Origin of the sequence: Sulfuriferula plumbiphila, from assembly GCF_009938015.1 — a bacterium.
Taxonomy (GTDB): Bacteria; Pseudomonadota; Gammaproteobacteria; order Burkholderiales; family Sulfuriferulaceae; genus Sulfuriferula; species Sulfuriferula plumbiphila.
Genome location: NZ_AP021884.1, coordinates 456,210 through 470,462, shown reverse-complemented (window position 1 = coordinate 470,462; position 14,253 = coordinate 456,210). Strand labels below are relative to the sequence as shown.

Annotated in this window: 21 protein-coding genes; all 21 read right to left on the bottom strand. The window is 59.7% G+C overall.

The window, feature by feature from the left end:
• Window positions 1–6 precede the first annotated feature (6 nt).
• The 21 genes from GZH91_RS02460 to GZH91_RS02365 all read right to left on the bottom strand — a co-directional run bounded on the left by GZH91_RS02460 (window position 7) and on the right by GZH91_RS02365 (window position 14,252).
• The gene (locus GZH91_RS02460) at window positions 7–2,835 is read right to left on the bottom strand and encodes an SPW repeat domain-containing protein (protein ID WP_147074295.1); all 2,829 of its coding nucleotides are present in this window, start codon (window positions 2,833–2,835) and stop codon (window positions 7–9) included.
• A gap of 54 nt (window positions 2,836–2,889) precedes the next feature.
• Entirely contained in the window at window positions 2,890–3,315 is a 426-nt protein-coding gene (locus tag GZH91_RS02455; RefSeq protein WP_223264599.1) for a c-type cytochrome, read from the bottom strand.
• Window positions 3,316–3,345: 30 nt separating this feature from the next.
• Window positions 3,346–3,537, bottom strand: coding sequence for a YHS domain-containing protein (locus GZH91_RS02450; RefSeq protein ID WP_198415372.1), 192 nt, complete (start codon window positions 3,535–3,537; stop codon window positions 3,346–3,348).
• Between the two features lie 148 nt (window positions 3,538–3,685).
• Window positions 3,686–3,952 (bottom strand): DUF5676 family membrane protein, encoded by a 267-nt coding sequence (locus GZH91_RS02445; protein ID WP_147074290.1) that lies wholly within the window; start codon window positions 3,950–3,952, stop codon window positions 3,686–3,688.
• 11 nt (window positions 3,953–3,963) lie between these two features.
• Complete coding sequence (locus tag GZH91_RS02440; protein ID WP_147074288.1) at window positions 3,964–4,158, bottom strand: DUF2933 domain-containing protein; 195 nt, start codon at window positions 4,156–4,158, stop codon at window positions 3,964–3,966.
• A 40-nt stretch (window positions 4,159–4,198) separates the two neighbouring features.
• On the bottom strand, window positions 4,199–4,426 hold the full coding sequence (locus GZH91_RS02435) for an SHOCT domain-containing protein (RefSeq protein ID WP_147074287.1): 228 nt from the start codon (window positions 4,424–4,426) through the stop codon (window positions 4,199–4,201).
• A 149-nt stretch (window positions 4,427–4,575) separates the two neighbouring features.
• Window positions 4,576–4,830, bottom strand: a complete 255-nt coding sequence (locus GZH91_RS02430) for a hypothetical protein (RefSeq protein WP_147074285.1) — start codon at window positions 4,828–4,830, stop codon at window positions 4,576–4,578.
• An 86-nt stretch (window positions 4,831–4,916) separates the two neighbouring features.
• On the bottom strand, window positions 4,917–5,354 hold the full coding sequence (locus tag GZH91_RS02425) for a hypothetical protein (protein ID WP_147074283.1): 438 nt from the start codon (window positions 5,352–5,354) through the stop codon (window positions 4,917–4,919).
• Between the two features lie 82 nt (window positions 5,355–5,436).
• Window positions 5,437–5,865 carry a methyltransferase family protein gene (locus GZH91_RS02420; RefSeq protein ID WP_223264598.1) on the bottom strand — a complete coding sequence of 143 codons (429 nt, stop codon included), beginning with the start codon at window positions 5,863–5,865 and terminating at the stop codon, window positions 5,437–5,439.
• Window positions 5,862–6,086, bottom strand: a complete 225-nt coding sequence (locus GZH91_RS18495; protein ID WP_223264597.1) for a hypothetical protein — start codon at window positions 6,084–6,086, stop codon at window positions 5,862–5,864. Before GZH91_RS18495 ends, GZH91_RS02420 begins: the two co-directional genes overlap by 4 nt.
• Complete coding sequence (locus GZH91_RS02415; protein WP_147074281.1) at window positions 6,083–6,307, bottom strand: DUF2933 domain-containing protein; 225 nt, start codon at window positions 6,305–6,307, stop codon at window positions 6,083–6,085. Before GZH91_RS02415 ends, GZH91_RS18495 begins: the two co-directional genes overlap by 4 nt.
• Window positions 6,308–6,360: 53 nt before the next feature.
• The gene (locus tag GZH91_RS02410; protein ID WP_174861863.1) at window positions 6,361–6,681 is read right to left on the bottom strand and encodes a hypothetical protein; all 321 of its coding nucleotides are present in this window, start codon (window positions 6,679–6,681) and stop codon (window positions 6,361–6,363) included.
• A 154-nt stretch (window positions 6,682–6,835) separates the two neighbouring features.
• Window positions 6,836–7,207, bottom strand: a complete 372-nt coding sequence (locus GZH91_RS02405; protein WP_232522207.1) for an MgtC/SapB family protein — start codon at window positions 7,205–7,207, stop codon at window positions 6,836–6,838.
• 9 nt (window positions 7,208–7,216) lie between these two features.
• Window positions 7,217–7,930: a hypothetical protein gene (locus tag GZH91_RS02400; protein ID WP_161984143.1), complete on the bottom strand. Its 714-nt coding sequence runs from the start codon at window positions 7,928–7,930 to the stop codon at window positions 7,217–7,219.
• Between the two features lie 62 nt (window positions 7,931–7,992).
• Window positions 7,993–8,325, bottom strand: a complete 333-nt coding sequence (locus tag GZH91_RS02395) for a zinc ribbon domain-containing protein (RefSeq protein ID WP_161984156.1) — start codon at window positions 8,323–8,325, stop codon at window positions 7,993–7,995.
• A gap of 56 nt (window positions 8,326–8,381) precedes the next feature.
• The gene (locus tag GZH91_RS02390; protein WP_161984155.1) at window positions 8,382–8,726 is read right to left on the bottom strand and encodes a P-II family nitrogen regulator; all 345 of its coding nucleotides are present in this window, start codon (window positions 8,724–8,726) and stop codon (window positions 8,382–8,384) included.
• A gap of 207 nt (window positions 8,727–8,933) precedes the next feature.
• Window positions 8,934–9,560 carry a hypothetical protein gene (locus GZH91_RS02385; protein WP_147073635.1) on the bottom strand — a complete coding sequence of 209 codons (627 nt, stop codon included), beginning with the start codon at window positions 9,558–9,560 and terminating at the stop codon, window positions 8,934–8,936.
• Window positions 9,557–10,246: a DsbA family protein gene (locus GZH91_RS02380; RefSeq protein WP_147073636.1), complete on the bottom strand. Its 690-nt coding sequence runs from the start codon at window positions 10,244–10,246 to the stop codon at window positions 9,557–9,559. Before GZH91_RS02380 ends, GZH91_RS02385 begins: the two co-directional genes overlap by 4 nt.
• A gap of 127 nt (window positions 10,247–10,373) precedes the next feature.
• Window positions 10,374–10,586, bottom strand: a complete 213-nt coding sequence (locus GZH91_RS02375; RefSeq protein ID WP_147073637.1) for a hypothetical protein — start codon at window positions 10,584–10,586, stop codon at window positions 10,374–10,376.
• 8 nt (window positions 10,587–10,594) lie between these two features.
• Window positions 10,595–11,029 (bottom strand): transporter, encoded by a 435-nt coding sequence (locus GZH91_RS02370; protein ID WP_147073638.1) that lies wholly within the window; start codon window positions 11,027–11,029, stop codon window positions 10,595–10,597.
• A 25-nt stretch (window positions 11,030–11,054) separates the two neighbouring features.
• On the bottom strand, window positions 11,055–14,252 hold the full coding sequence (locus tag GZH91_RS02365; protein ID WP_147073639.1) for an efflux RND transporter permease subunit: 3,198 nt from the start codon (window positions 14,250–14,252) through the stop codon (window positions 11,055–11,057).
• Window position 14,253: the final 1 nt, after the last annotated feature.

The window sequence follows — 14,253 nt, the reverse complement described above, 5'->3', positions numbered from 1 at the left end:
GAGTTCCTAAACAATATATCGATCCCAGCCCGCATAAGAATCCTTGACCGGGCCGCGCGGGATCGCCAATGCAATCAGCAGTATTCCGCAGATGACACCGTTCCAGATTGCCAGCGGCGAGGCGATACCGTCGAGCAGCCACGGTGCGGCGATCAACCATACGCCGAACGGGATGTTGATGAAGCGCACGGCGCGGCCGACCTCAGCGTAGGCCATGATCGAGAAGGTCACCACCAATGCACCGATCAGGTGATCGCTGTCGGCCATGGCGCCCGAGGTGTCGAAGCTGAGCCGCGTGAACGTGAGCCACACACCGATCGCGATGCTGAGCGTCAGCGTCCAGGGATAGGTCACACCGCGCGTGGCCTGTGCGATCTGCTCGCGCGGTGTTCCGATGAGCCCTTTGGACCTGTCGGCGCTGCCGCCTTCCATCGCGTCGCCGGTCCAGAAGGTGCGCCAGAACGGTTTGCCCTGGCGGCGCGCCCAAACCAGGAATTGGCCCATCGCCACGAATTCGTTCAGCGCGTAGGGAATCATCACCGCCATCGCGAGCGCGGCGATCAGGCACAGCGTGCACCAGGTGCCGATCACAATCGGCTGGATGATGACGAAATAGATACTCACCACGCCCAGCGGCAGGATCAGGATGGCCAGCGCGAGTACCATCCACGGCATGGTGCGCCAGCGAGTTTTTCCACCCATCCAAACCATCACCAGTTCGGCCATGTAGACGATGCCGCCCAGGGCGCCATCGGCAATCGGCCAGGCCTTGGACACGTCCGAAGTAATGATCGTCTCCGTGCCGTTCATCACGCCCTTCATGTCACCGCTACCGGCGAAGAATGGCTCCCAAACACTATCGATATGGCCGAGCTGATAGGCGCCGAGAATGCGTGCGATAAGAAAACCGATCAGCGCGAGCACCCCGATCGGCATGCGCTGCAACCAGCTTGACGGCGTATAGGCCCATCCCGGTGGTACGTCGGGCCCGCCCATCATGCCGGCCATGCTCATGCCCGGCATCATCGGGACCAGCACGGAAAACGCGATCACCAGCGCACCGATCAGCGTCCCATTCGCATAAGCCTCTGGCAACGGTGTCCAGAATACCAATGGAGCGAACAGCAACCAGACGCCGACGAAGGCGTTTGCCCACTGCGCCCACGGATAGCGGCGCGACGCGTTGGCGGACAAGGCACTCAAGACCACAACCAGAATTCCGCTGATGACATCGCTCCAGGTCATCAGCAGGTTGCGCAGATCAAACGATGGCAGCCCGCGCTCGGCCATAACGCGCAGTTGATTCGCGTCGGGGACGAAATCGCTCAGATAGCCGAGCGTAAACGGGCTGGTCAGCAGCCACAAGCCGAGCATCATGTTGAGATAGTGCGGCCAGAGCATTTTCCGATGCTCGTCGACCATCATGTCGGGATGTTCGTCCGCGTGCTCCACCGGGGCGCTGCGCGGCACCAGTGTCATGCCGCACTTGGGGCAATTGCCCGGTTCGTTGCGCACGACTTCGGGATGCATCGGGCAGGTGTATTCGACCGCCTGCGGCGATGGCGGCGCGAGGGGTTCCAGGTTCGTGTCGCACCGCGGACAGTTTCCCGGCGAAGACTGACAGACTTCCGGGTGCATCGGGCAGGCATGCATCAGGCAGCCTTGCGCATGCACATGCACATGCGCTGACGCCGGCGCGTGCTCGGGCTGCTCGGTCACCTGCGGCACGGCTTGCTCTGCTTTCTGCGTTATCGACGCGGGCGGCTCCAGGCCGTGCTCGCGGTACCAGCTGAACGGATCGGCCTGCAATGCCGCTACCATCTTGGGCAGTGTCTGGCGCAGCGAACGACTTGGCGCCCAATCAAGCAAGGTGCGGGCGCGCGTGATGTCGAGGGCGTAATGATCGTTAGCCCGATCGATCATCCACGGCTTGATGAACTGATCCTGGCCGGGAATGTGGTCCTGAACCCATGCGCCGGCCTTCGCGATCGGCCCGGGAATATTGTGCGTCTCCCACGACTCGTCGCGAATCAGCCGCGAAAACGTATGCTGCAGTTCATCGTAGCTCAGCGTCTCCGGCTCGCCGATGAGGATCGCCGCCTCCGGCGGCAGTTGGGCGCGACGCTCCACGGCGCGCTCGATGGCATCCACCACGTCGTCCAGGTGGATGAAGGCTTGGCCGTGCGAGGTCTCGCCGGAATACAGATGGCCGGCGAGCTGCCGCTCGTAGATGCGCTGAATTTGGTGCGCGAGCGGCGGCGAGTGGCAGACATCATCGTAGACGCCGGCGAAGCGAAGCAGCACGGCGGGAATCGCGCCGCGCTCCGCCCGGATGAGCGCCTCGGTGCGGACCTTCGACTCCGGGTAGGCCCAGGTTGGCCCGATCGGCCAGTCCTCGGTGATGAACTGGCCCGGCTCGCCCGGCCGGTGCACGAGCATGGTGCTGGCGAAAATGAATTGCTCGACCTCGAAGCCCTCGCGCAGCATGCGTCCGGTGCCCTCGCGCAGCCCACGCAGCAGACGTCGCGTGCCCTCGACTGTGATCGCGTCGTATTTCGGGCTCGGCTTGCCGAGGAAATCGTAATAGGCAGCTAAATGGACCACGGCGGCGATGCGGGTTCCGTGGTGTTCCCGCAGGATGCGCAGTCCCTCGCGTAAGCTGTCATCAGAAGCGATATCGACCGGTATGCGCACGCAGTCGGGCGGCGGCGGAGAGGGCGCGTTGCGGTCGAAGCCCACGACATCGCTGAAACGTCCGGTCAGCCGCCGCATTACCGCATCGCCGATGCGTCCGTTGCAGCCGGTGATCAGGACAATATTTTTTTTGGGTTTCATGGCAGTATTCCCCTAATTAATGAGAGATATGGATCACCTCTTACGCATGTCCTGTTACTTAAGCTGGGCCACCATATAATCCACCGCAGCCTTGATGTCGGCCTCTGACAAGGTGGCGTTACCACCCTTTGCTGGCATCGCACCCATACCCTTTAACACTGAAGCCGCCAAGACATCGGTACCCTTTTTGAGGCGTGGTGCCCATGCGGCCTTGTCGCCGAGCTTCGGCGATTCTATATTGGGCAGATGGCACACGATTTGTTGTAGACCTCTTTGCCATCGGCGGCCAAGGTTTGGCCCGTAATCAATAGTGCCGTCGAAGCGGCAAGTCCCAGTAGCGCAAGTTTCATGGTTTTCCTTTCTTATAGTGCTTCCTGTTGTTATTCTTTTACCGAATTCAGAACAACAGCCAACTAAACAGATAGAGGCTGTTGTTGTCGTTTGCGTTGCGACCAAAACCATCACAGTTGTTACCAGCACCGTTGAGCTGCGTGTAACACACGTGTGATGTCAGTGGCAGCTCGAGCCACCACAGCAGGATCCTTTGCCACCCTGCGCGCCGCCCGCATACTTCTGCGGCTCGGCGGTAAACGCCTTGTGGCAGGCCTCGGAGCAGAAGTAGTACACCTGTCCGGCATGTTCCGCTTTGGCCACCGCCTTCTCCGGCTCCACATTCATCTTGCATACTGGATCGATCGCCATGTTCCGCCTCCATATCATCATGCCAATGGTTGCCACGCTCTTTGGGTACTGTCGGCTCCGGGGGCAACCCATCCGGAATCGGCACAAGCTCTGCTGCGGTACGACCTCTGCCTACCGGCGGCCCGGCATTCACCGGGGCTCCATGCGGCTACGGCTGGCCGTTATCCCAGCGCCGCTTGAGAAAGTTGTAAATCGGCACATACACCAGCCCGGCATACACGCCATACAAAAAACTCTCCGCGAGCCCGAGCAGGAAGCCCCACCAGGTGAGCCACTTGAACGCCGGCAGCACTTGCTCGAGAAACGCATGCATGTGCAGGCTTTCTGGTGTGACTAGCCCGTAGATCACGCACACCACAAAAGTGACCGCGCCCCACAAGCCGAGCGCCCAAGAAACGAGCTTGATATTCAGCATGACGGTTCTCCTTAATGTTGATGGCCTTGCGGTTTGTCCTTGCCCGGTTCTGCTCCGTCCGCAGGCTTTTGATCGTCCCCGCCGCCACAACCGCCGTGACCGCCATGGCCACCGCGCCCTCCATGCCCGCCATGGCCGAACAGATGCATCCCGATGAATACCGCGAACACCACCACCCATACCCAGTTCTGCGCTAACCAGTCCATATCCACCTCCTCGCTCATGCTTACGTTAATAATGGCCGCGTTACTTGTGCGGCTGCGTGTCGCGTTCGAGCTTGGCCTTGCGCTCTTCGTACTCCTCGGACGATATCTCGCCTGCGGCATAGCGGCGCTGCAACACTTCGAGCGGCGTCTCGCGCCGCCGACTTCGCGGCACCGGTTCAATCAGCGTGAAGAACACTACGATCAGTGCGATCCAGAACAGCCACCACAGCGCGTGCATTCCCATAAAACCCCATCCAACGTAGCTCATAAGTCCTCCTTATCAAACACCACGAATCGCAGCTTGTCCGCGCCCATTCATTCGAGTTACCCCATCTTTTCCTGGCGCCCATTAACTTGGGCCACCGTAGCCGCCTGTTAGCCGATACTTTTCAGGGTATCCGGATCCATGACGCTACCTCACCGCAGTCTTTTGCTCCAGAATCTCTGCGCGATTCCATAGAGCGCGCCGAGCACAAAACCGGCGGCGGTGAACAGCGCGAATCCCGCCAGGAAAGCGATGGGACTGCCGGAGATCGGCCACGGGCTGGCCGGCGCAAGCACGGCGAGCAGCCCGAAGGGTGGAAACAGCGTATCGAAAATGGCGCATAGGATATATGCCACACCCAGAGTCGTCGCCAGCGAAAATGCATGCACTTCCCAGAAGTCAGTCATGACACACCTCCTTAAATATTATCGGTTCCATAAGCGGTTCGGTTTCAGCTTGTGAGAGCGGGCCTGCGGGTACCCCATTTCCCCTGTTATTTACCGTCACGCGGATGCAAATGCGGCGCGGGCTTCTTCGTACCGGTCCCCGCCGCAGCGTCCTTGTGCATCGCATCCACCTGCTTGCGCATCTCGCTCATTTTCTTCTGCTGTTCGGCATCCATCATCATGCCCTTGCCTATCATGCCGGACATGTCATCCATCATTATGGACATCTCCCGCATGCGTTCGGACATCTGCTTCTGCCGCGCTGCGTTCATGTCGCCCTTGCCAATCTCGCCCGACATCAACATCATGGTGTCGGCCGTGTCGTGCATCATGCTGGACATCTGCGTCATGCCGCCCTTCTGGTCGCCCATCATGCCCTTGCCCATATCCTTGCCGCCCGGCATCTCGGCATAGAGGGGGGTGGCCATCAACCCAAGGCCGGCGATAAGCGCGATTGCTGCGTTGCGAACGTATTGTGCTTTCATTTTTCGATCTCCTTTGCATTAAACAATCATTGCACCCGATGGCAGGTCCTTCCATTCCGGGTTTCCCCGAATTCTTTGGCGCTCAAGCCCCAAGCTTTGCTTGATGCAGATGCGGAAAAAACGCCGGTGTCGCCGCCGCATAGCGCCGGTAGGTATCGCCGAATTCATCTTCCACCTCGTGCTCCTCGCGCCGCGCCAGGCGCAGGTACATATAGGTGAGCACCGGGAACATGGCGAGCGTGAGCAGCGTCGGCCATTGCAACAGAAATCCGAACAGGATGAGCACGAAAGCCACGTACTGCGGATGGCAGATATAGGCATACGGCCCGGCAGTGGCGAGCGTGTGGGTACGCTGCGCCGCGTAGAGCACCTTCCAGGCGTTGGCGAGCAGGATGAATCCGCCGCCGATGAGCACGATGCTGAGCACGTGAAACGGGCCGAAATGGGGGTTGGCGCGCCAGCCGAACAACTCCTCCAGCAGATGACCGGCGTCGTGCGAGAACCAGTTCACACTCGGATAACGGCTCTGCAGCCAGCCCGAGAGCAGGTAAATGGTGAGCGGAAGCCGTACATCTCGGTGAACAACGCCACGAGGAATGCGGAAAAGGCGCCGAACGAGCGCCAGTCGCGCGCAGTCTTCGGCCGGGTGAAGCTGAAGGCAAAAATGATGAACACCAGCGAGTTGATGATGACCAGCGTCCACAAACCATATGCGGGGGGTGACGGGTTCATTGATCGGCTCCTTTCGAAGGGTGCTCGGCATCATGCAGGCCGCCGTGCCCATGGCCACCGCCCAGGAAAAGGAGCAGCGCAAGGCAGGCGAGCAGCAGATAGGGCAGAATGCCGAGCAGATGCGCCCGGTGTTCCATGAAAAGGAAAAACGCGCCGATGGCGAGCGCCGCGATCCATGCCCAGTCCACGCCGCCGGAATGAGAAAAATGCCGATTCGTCATGAAAGTATCGCCCCCTTATATTTAAATATGGTAAATAGCCCGCGTGGGCCGCCTTATCCGTGCCGGGGGCGTCCGTGCCGGTGGCGCGGATCCACCTCGAGACTGCCCACTTCGCACTCTTCGATATAATGCACAAAGCCGCGGCGCAATCGCTCCGCCCAGCCCTCGCCCAGCCTCGCGCCCACCTCCGCCATCTTCGCTTCGAGCTGCTCCGCCGTCGCCTGGATCAGGTCGTAAGTAATGCTCACGGTGTCGCCGTGGAGGCCGACCGCCTGGATGCCCATCATCGATCGCAATTCCTCCCCGAGCAGGTTCGCTCCCGCCGCGGAGAGTGGCCGGTCGAGCTGGAAACGGCGTTGCTTGATCACCGCCATCCCCCTCCGCTTGGGCGCTTTTTCGCCCGGCACCCCTGTATAGAGATGGGGATTGGCGACGAACCGCTCCTGACACTGTCTGGAGCAGGGTAAAACGACTCGGCGAACGGAAAGCCGAACAGCGGCGGCAGCACGACGAGCAGCCCGGCGCCTATCAGCACCACGGGCACGAAGATGCGCTCGAAGCGGTCGGTGAAGCGCTGGCCATGCCCACTGCGGCTGTCGCCCAGAGTGTTGCGGCGGTCGTTAGCCCTGCCACGCCCCCCTTATCCTGGAAAATGACGCCTGCCCCGATAAAGCCTATGCCGGTGACGACTTGTGCCGCGATACGGGTCGGATCATTGGCCACATGGGCGGATATCAGGCTGAATGCGCACGCCCCTATAGCGATCGCCATGTAAGTCCGAATGCCCGCGTCGCTCGCATGGCGTTCTCTTTCCCAGCCGATCAAGCCTCCTATCAGCGCAGCGACCATCATGCGCGAGGCATAAAGAAGTTCAGTTCCGATATCCATTTTTTTGTTCATCTCCTCTTCCTATACAACGGCCACAAGGACCAGCGCTGCGCCATACCCTGATAAAAAGCTTGCAGCCAAGGCGCGCGGCTCACTGCCCTTGTCCAAACCGGCAAGCAACTGGTGGACTGCCATATACAGGGCCGCACCGAATCCCGAAGCAAGGCTGGCGACAAGGCCTGCCCCGGTTAATCCTTCCGCAAGCGCCATGCCCACCATTAGGCCAAGCAGCACGATAACGGCGAGCGCCAATCCCATCGTGGCGCGTGCAGCAAACTTCACGGCTGGGGTTGCAAGCGCGAAGGCGAGCCAAAAGAGCTGCACGGCGAGGGAGAGCATCACGGCCATGGACTCGGCGATCTTCGCGGAATACGCGACACCGATGCAAAAGGCGACGAGCAGCACGGCTAAAATGGTATTTGCGACACGTTCTTCCTCGTTCCGTACCTCCCGTACCTCCCGACGACTGCCTCGCAGGTTCGCCAGATTCCGGGGCCATAAGAATTCCGTCAACGCGTAAACGGCGATGCCTGCGACGCATCCCAAAGTGAGACCCAGCAATAAGGCGAAGGCAGGCTTGGTCCCCGTCATGGCAGGAAGCAGGCTCGCCCCGGCGGCGGCGAACACCGCGCCCGCGGCAAACCATCCCCCATACTGCCTGGTGCGCAGTTGCCCTACGCCGATCCCTGCCAGCACAGCGCCGGCCAGGGGAACAAGCGCGAGAATCAACAACATCTTCCCCGAGGGAATCAAGGAGTATTCCTCACCCTAACACTGGGATGGCTGCGTCAAGGATGCTAAGCCCCGGCATCGCGCGCCGGCGTTCCGCACTGGCCGCAAAACCTGGTACCCGCCGGCAGCTCGGCACCGCAGCCGGAACATTTACCGGCCGACAGGGAAGTGCCGCATTGCTGGCAGAAGCGCGCATCGCCCGCATTGGCGCTGCCGCACTTGGGGCAGGGATTGCCGGGATTGCCGCCGCCTGGGCCCGTGCCCTGCGGATAGCCTGGATAACCGCCGTAGCCGCCGTGTCTGGAACCGCTGCTATGGTGGCCGCCTTGATAGCCGCCGTGGTGTCCGCCGAATTTGCCGCCCCTCAAATTGCCCAGCATTCGTTCAAACAATCCCATGATTTGCTCCTTTCAAAAAAACGTGGTCTCCCGCAAAAATTGCACCTTGTTCATTCCTACAACCAGCGGATGGCTGCCGCGCTGACGATGTCGGTCACATAAATCCACCCTGCGTCGGCCTGGCCGGTGCGGGCGGCGTGCCCGATGATGGCCACCAGCTCGTCCACCTGGTGATCCTCGCAAACCAGTTCCAGCTTCGATTCGTTAATGACTGTCTCGGCCAATTCAATGGAATAGTGTTGTTCCCTGGCATCCATCGCCTTGAGCAGGATTTTTACCGGGATGACGGCAAGATTGCGGCAGCCAGGCGTTCCGTCCGTGTTGCACAGTCCTGACTCCTTGAGAGCGCGAATCACATCGGCGATGCGGTGGTTATGGATATAAGCCTTGATTTCTTTCATGCGTTTTCTCCTGTCTGGTGATTGCGTGCGGCCCGTACGGGCCGCGCGTCTGGTTTACTTCACTTGTTTGCGTTCGCGGCGGTTCTCCACCCACTCGTACATCAGCGGCAATACGTAGGACTCGGGGGCAGCGTGACTCGCTATAAATTTGACGCTGCTCCTGCCTTATCTTTCGCATCACCTGCTGCATCCAACCGTTCTGTCGGCTCATGGCCGTTCCTCCAAGGGTGGTGCGTTGCCGGGCGGTTGTGCAGGTGGCTTGATCTCGCAAACAACCGGAGCAGCAATCTTGCGCGCGATGAGAAAGATCGACAGGAGAAGCAGGGCGATGCTCAGCAGCCCCAGTTCCCCACCCTGTAGCGGCAACAGCGCAAGCGCTCCAGATGCCCCGAGGAATGACAGGATGGTGACGAGCAGGAACGAGCCGCAGGCGGCGCATCCGGCTGCGACAACCCCGCTCGCCGCGCCGCCGACGCTGGCGGCAATTTCTCCGTGCGGCAACCGCGCGCGCCGGCGCCGCAGGAAATAAACAAGCATGGCGATGTCCACGCCGAACAGCAGGGGAATGGTCGCGGCGGAGAACGCGGCGAACGCGCCAAAGTTGGTGCTGATCCCCGCGAGCAGGCTCGCCAGCAGTTGCAGCTTGGTATCGAGTGTCACGTCCGGCGTGATGAATACTGCGCCGATCAATTTGTAATTTGGAATCCAGAGAGACGCCAGAAAAGCGGCCAGCGCGATCGCCACCGCCAGCCCGAGATACGCCGGCCGCGCGAATACTTCCTTGGCGGCTTCGACGCTGGTGCGGATGAGATGCGGCTTGTCCATGGCGGTCATTTCTTCTGCTGCAAGGCGATCTCGACCACCAGCTTCACCGAGGCATAGGGCTGGGCGCCGAGAATGGCGAACTTCCTGCCGTTTGGGGCGACAACCACGGTATACGGAGTGCCTTGAGCGCCGGCGGCGAGGGCGTCGTCCAAATCCTCCGCCACCCGCTGGGCGTATTTGCCGCTTTCCAGGCACTGCTCGAACTTCGCGCGGTTGAGGCCGACGTATTCCGCGATGCGCGGCAGTTCTGCAGGGTCGAGACGGTTGTTGCTCGGCGTGATTTTGTACAGACGGTCCAGGTACGCCCAGAATTTTTCGTTGCCGCCGAGATCGTTGGCGCACTCGGTGGCTTCCGCCTCCTTGCGCGCCTTGGGATGGATGTTATCGAGAGGAAAATGGCGGAACACCCAGGCGACCTTGCCCGGGTATTCCGCCACGATGCGTTGCAGCGTCGGATGGAAGCGCTTGCACAACGGGCACTCAGTGTCAGCGAATTCGACGATCTTGACCGGCGCATCGGGATTGCCACGAATGTGATCGCGTTGGGTCACCGGCTGGATAAAGTCGGCTGCGGCCGGCGCCGCCGATGGTTGGTTCGGCTGGGCGGCGGTGTTGCCTGCGGCCAGCGTGCCGGTGATCAAGAGGACGGCTGCGGCCCGTCCGAGAGGCGATGACTTGAAGTAGCGGAGCATCATTTTCTTTCCTTTCGTTTCGTTGTCGCGATCCGTCGCGCCTGGCCGGATGAGGATTTCCCTCTTTTATGCTGCGCTGGACGCATCTCTCCTGTCATCGGTGTTCAGCGCTCGGATGGCCGCCTGCGTATCACGCTTGATCAGCTGCCCCAAACACTTCATGTTGTAGGCCAGATTCATCATCCTGATCTTGACTCTTGCCCGCAGTTTGCAGATGGGTGCGCACAATGTGCCCACCCATCTGCGCTTGACTTCCGAAGACGTGCTCCACCAGCACTCGGGTTTTGGATTTGATGTGGCTGAACTCTTTTTTCGGGCGTGAGGCGCTGGAAGAGCTTGTCAAACCTCCCCCTAATTAGCCCGAATTGTCTTCAAGACCCCTTTCAATTTCAGCAAGTTCGACGCTGCCGCTGCCTTATCTTTCGCATCGCCTGTTGCATCCAGCCGTTCCGCCAGAGTGGCGACGTACTTGCTGGAGGCTTTGATTTGCGCTATTTTTTCGGCCGGCAAGGCGCCGGAACGGCTGGGCAATGCCGCGACCAAATCACGGATAGCGAATGCGTGATGGTGCAGTTCCTCAAGCTTACCGGTTCGTATCAGCGTGTCCAAAATTGCAGTTTCTTTATCTATCGACCGCCAAATGGCTTCACTGGTAGCTGGAATTTGCACCGGAGCGACCGCTTTTTCCGCTGCGTGCGCAAGCGGGTTGAATACCAGGCTACTTGCCAGTATTGTTCCCAGAGCGGCGGCTCTGAAACCTGAAACTTTCATCAATGTTGCTTTCATACCGTGAGTCCTCCTGTGTGGCTGGTTAAACTGCGCTGAGCTTGCTTTGGCGCCTTTCGCGCCAGAGTTCGATGTGGTTGTAAACCGTGGGCACGACGATCATGTTCAGGAAAGTGGATGTCACCAGACCGCCCAGCACCACCTGCGCCAGTGGTTGTTCCAGTTCCTTGCCGACGGGCGAACCCCACAACAGCGGGATCAGCCCCAATGACGCGGTGGCTGCCGTCATCAAGACCGGCACCAGACGGTCAAGGGTGCCTTGCACCACGACTTCCTGCAAAGGTTTTCCTTCCTTGCGCAGTTGGTTGTAATGGGTGACCAGGATGATCCCGTTGCGGGTAGCGATGCCAAATAGCGTGATGAAGCCGATCACCGCTGCGACACTCATGTTCGCCCCGGCGAGATAGAGCGCAACGATACCGCCGATCATGGCGAGCGGCAGGTTGAACAGCACCAGCAGCGCCTCGCGGAACGTGCCAAATACCTTGTATAGCAGGATTGCGGCGCCAAACAGGGCCAGCAGGCCGAAGCTCAATAGTGTCTGGTTGGCCTGCCGCTGGCTTTCAAACTGACCGCCAAATTCGATGTGGTAGCCTGATGGCAGTTTTACCTGGGCATCGATTTTGGACTGCGTATCCCGGATAACGCTTGCCAAATCCCGCCCCTGCACGTTGAAGGCGACGACAATCAAGCGCTGTACGCTTTCGCGGTTAATGGAATAAGGCTCGTCCTGAACCTCTACGTCAGCCACTTCCCGCAGCGGTATCTTGGCCTTTCCATCGGGATTGAGGCCGGGCGCATCCACCAACAGGTCACGGATGGCTTCCATGCTGTTACGCGCGGCCGGCTCCAGGCGCACATACAGATCGAAAGTACGGCTTCCTTCCTTCACGCTGGACAAGACTTCCCCATTCAATGACATCTGGATGTCCTGTGCAATGTCTCCGACCGCCATGCCATAACGGGCGGCCTTGCTGCGGTCAATCTTGATGGTGACTTGCGGTACGCGGATCTGCTGTTCCAGATTGATATCGACCGCACCGGGTACGCTATGCAACACCTGCTGGACATTCTGTCCCAGTTGATACAGCGTGGACAGGTTACTCCCGAAAATTTTGATGGCAACCTGGGCGCGTACCCCGGATTGCACTTCATCCATTCGATGTGCGATGAACTGTCCAACGTTGAATACGACACCCGGTATCCCGGCCAGATCCTGGCGAATTTTCTCAAGCAAGGTTTCTGCGGTCATATTCGGGTTTTTGGCAAAATCAAGCCGAACGTCAAATTCACTGAAATTGGGCGGCTGCGCATCTTCGTCCAGGTCGCTGCGCCCAGCACGCTGATCGATCGAGACCACCTGTGGATATTTGAGCAGATCCTGACGCACCAGGGCGCCCAGGCGCATCGATTCTTGCAGCGAGGTACCCGGCAAAGTGTTCATGGCAATGATGTAGTTGCCTTCGCGAAACTCCGGCAGGAAAGACAGGCCGAAATACGGCAGCAAGGCCAGCGACGACGCCAGCGCTACCAGCGACAGCCCGACTACCCACCAAAATTTGCGTAATGCCAGGTTCAGGAGGCGCAGAAAATGACGTTTCAGCCAGAGGACAAAACGGGTCTCCTGTTCCCCGGTTTCGCCAATCGGCGTGGTGTCGGCAAGCAATTCGCGGCTGTCCGTGGCATGCAGGACCACACCCTCATCCTGAGTTTTTTCCTTGCTTCGCACCAGCAGCAGATAGCATAGGGCCGGGACCATGGTCACCGCCACTACCAAAGAAGCGGTCACCGAAGCGATATAGGCCACCCCCAAGGGACTGAAGATGCGCCCGGCCAGTTCTTGCAGGAAGAAGATCGGCAGAAAGATCATGATCACGATCAGCGTCGCGTACACCACCGAGTTGAGGATTTCCTGCACCGCGTCGAACACCACCTCGATCGGTGGCAACGGACGTGCCGCATTGCGGTTTAGCCGCAATCGCCGCACCACGTTTTCCACCGTGATAATGCCGTTGTCGACCACTTCGCCGATGGCGATCGCCAGACCGCCCAGAGTCATGGAGTTGATGCCGATGCCGAAAGCGTGCATCACCAGGATGCCGCCGACGAAGGAGGCCGGCATGGACAGAAAGGTAATGAACGAAGCGCGCCAGTTCATCAGGAACACGAACAGCACGGCGATCACGATCAACGCGCCCTCCAGCAGGGACACGTTCAGATTGTGAATCGCGGCCTCGATGAAGTTCGCCTGCCGGAACACCTGCGTATCCATCTGGACGCCCGCCGGTAATTGTTTTTTTAATTCGGCGAGTGCTTTTTCCACCTTGTACGTCGTGGTAAGGGTATCTGCGCCATAGGCCTTGGAAATGGTTCCGATTACCGCATTCTTCATTGCGAAGGCACCGTCGCCGCGCTTGATCTCGCCGCCGAAGGCGACTTCCGCGACATTGCCGATCGTGATCGGGGCGCCATTGCGCATAACGATAATGGTATTTTTCAGGTCGTCCAGCGAGGTAATGCGCCCGACGCCGCCGACGATCAATTCCTGCCCGGGATGCTGCAGAAAGGCGCCCGGCACGTTGGTGTTGGATTTTTCCAATGCCTTGCGCACTTCTTCGGCGCTGATCTGATAGGCAAGCATTCGGCTTGGATCCAGGCGTACCTGGTATTGCTTGACCTCACCGCCAATGGATACCACCGATGCGATGCCACCCAGCGCCAGAATGCGCGGGCGGATTTCCCAGTCGGACAACGTGCGCAGTTCCTCCGGGGATAAGGTATTGCTGGTCAGGGCATATTTAACCAGCCACCCCACGGCCGATGTGACAGGCAGCATCACCGGCGGCTTGGTCCCTGCGGGAAGCCGGCCGGTCACGTTCTGGATACGCTCGTTGACCAGTTGCCGGTCCAGGTAGACATTGGTATTTGCGTTGAATATGACGGTAATGGTCGATAGTCCCACGGAGGTCTTGGAACGTACGTCGCTTACACCCGGCGTACCGTTGATCGCGCTCTCTAGCGGATAGGTCACCAATGACTCCACATCCTGCGGCGCCATACCGGGCGCTTCGGTTTGTATCACCACTTGGGGTGGAGCGAACTCGGGGAAGACGTCTACCGACATCCGCTGCAATGCATATCCGCCGGCGACAAATAAGACCAGCGTGATAGCGAGGACTATCAGGCGGTTGTGGAGCGACCAGGCAATCAGGCGATTGAACATG

Bases quoted from the DNA above. Each gene is read 5' to 3' on its own strand.
- GZH91_RS02460 (WP_147074295.1), bottom strand. From the start codon at position 2,835: ATGAAACCCAAAAAAAATATTGTCCTGATCACCGGCTGCAACGGACGC.
- GZH91_RS18495 (WP_223264597.1), bottom strand. From the start codon at position 6,086: ATGAACCCGTCACCCCCCGCATATGGTTTGTGGACGCTGGTCATCATC.
- GZH91_RS02370 (WP_147073638.1), bottom strand. From the start codon at position 11,029: ATGAAAGCAACATTGATGAAAGTTTCAGGTTTCAGAGCCGCCGCTCTG.
- GZH91_RS02410 (WP_174861863.1), bottom strand. From the start codon at position 6,681: ATGGCGGTGATCAAGCAACGCCGTTTCCAGCTCGACCGGCCACTCTCC.
- GZH91_RS02365 (WP_147073639.1), bottom strand. From the start codon at position 14,252: ATGTTCAATCGCCTGATTGCCTGGTCGCTCCACAACCGCCTGATAGTC.
- GZH91_RS02380 (WP_147073636.1), bottom strand. From the start codon at position 10,246: ATGATGCTCCGCTACTTCAAGTCATCGCCTCTCGGACGGGCCGCAGCC.
- GZH91_RS02445 (WP_147074290.1), bottom strand. From the start codon at position 3,952: ATGCTGAATATCAAGCTCGTTTCTTGGGCGCTCGGCTTGTGGGGCGCG.
- GZH91_RS02430 (WP_147074285.1), bottom strand. From the start codon at position 4,830: ATGACTGACTTCTGGGAAGTGCATGCATTTTCGCTGGCGACGACTCTG.
- GZH91_RS02400 (WP_161984143.1), bottom strand. From the start codon at position 7,930: ATGTTGTTGATTCTCGCGCTTGTTCCCCTGGCCGGCGCTGTGCTGGCA.
- GZH91_RS02450 (WP_198415372.1), bottom strand. From the start codon at position 3,537: ATGGCGATCGATCCAGTATGCAAGATGAATGTGGAGCCGGAGAAGGCG.
- GZH91_RS02405 (WP_232522207.1), bottom strand. From the start codon at position 7,207: ATGAACAAAAAAATGGATATCGGAACTGAACTTCTTTATGCCTCGCGC.
- GZH91_RS02440 (WP_147074288.1), bottom strand. From the start codon at position 4,158: ATGGACTGGTTAGCGCAGAACTGGGTATGGGTGGTGGTGTTCGCGGTA.
- GZH91_RS02395 (WP_161984156.1), bottom strand. From the start codon at position 8,325: ATGGGATTGTTTGAACGAATGCTGGGCAATTTGAGGGGCGGCAAATTC.
- GZH91_RS02435 (WP_147074287.1), bottom strand. From the start codon at position 4,426: ATGAGCTACGTTGGATGGGGTTTTATGGGAATGCACGCGCTGTGGTGG.
- GZH91_RS02385 (WP_147073635.1), bottom strand. From the start codon at position 9,560: ATGACCGCCATGGACAAGCCGCATCTCATCCGCACCAGCGTCGAAGCC.
- GZH91_RS02425 (WP_147074283.1), bottom strand. From the start codon at position 5,354: ATGAAAGCACAATACGTTCGCAACGCAGCAATCGCGCTTATCGCCGGC.
- GZH91_RS02390 (WP_161984155.1), bottom strand. From the start codon at position 8,726: ATGAAAGAAATCAAGGCTTATATCCATAACCACCGCATCGCCGATGTG.
- GZH91_RS02415 (WP_147074281.1), bottom strand. From the start codon at position 6,307: ATGACGAATCGGCATTTTTCTCATTCCGGCGGCGTGGACTGGGCATGG.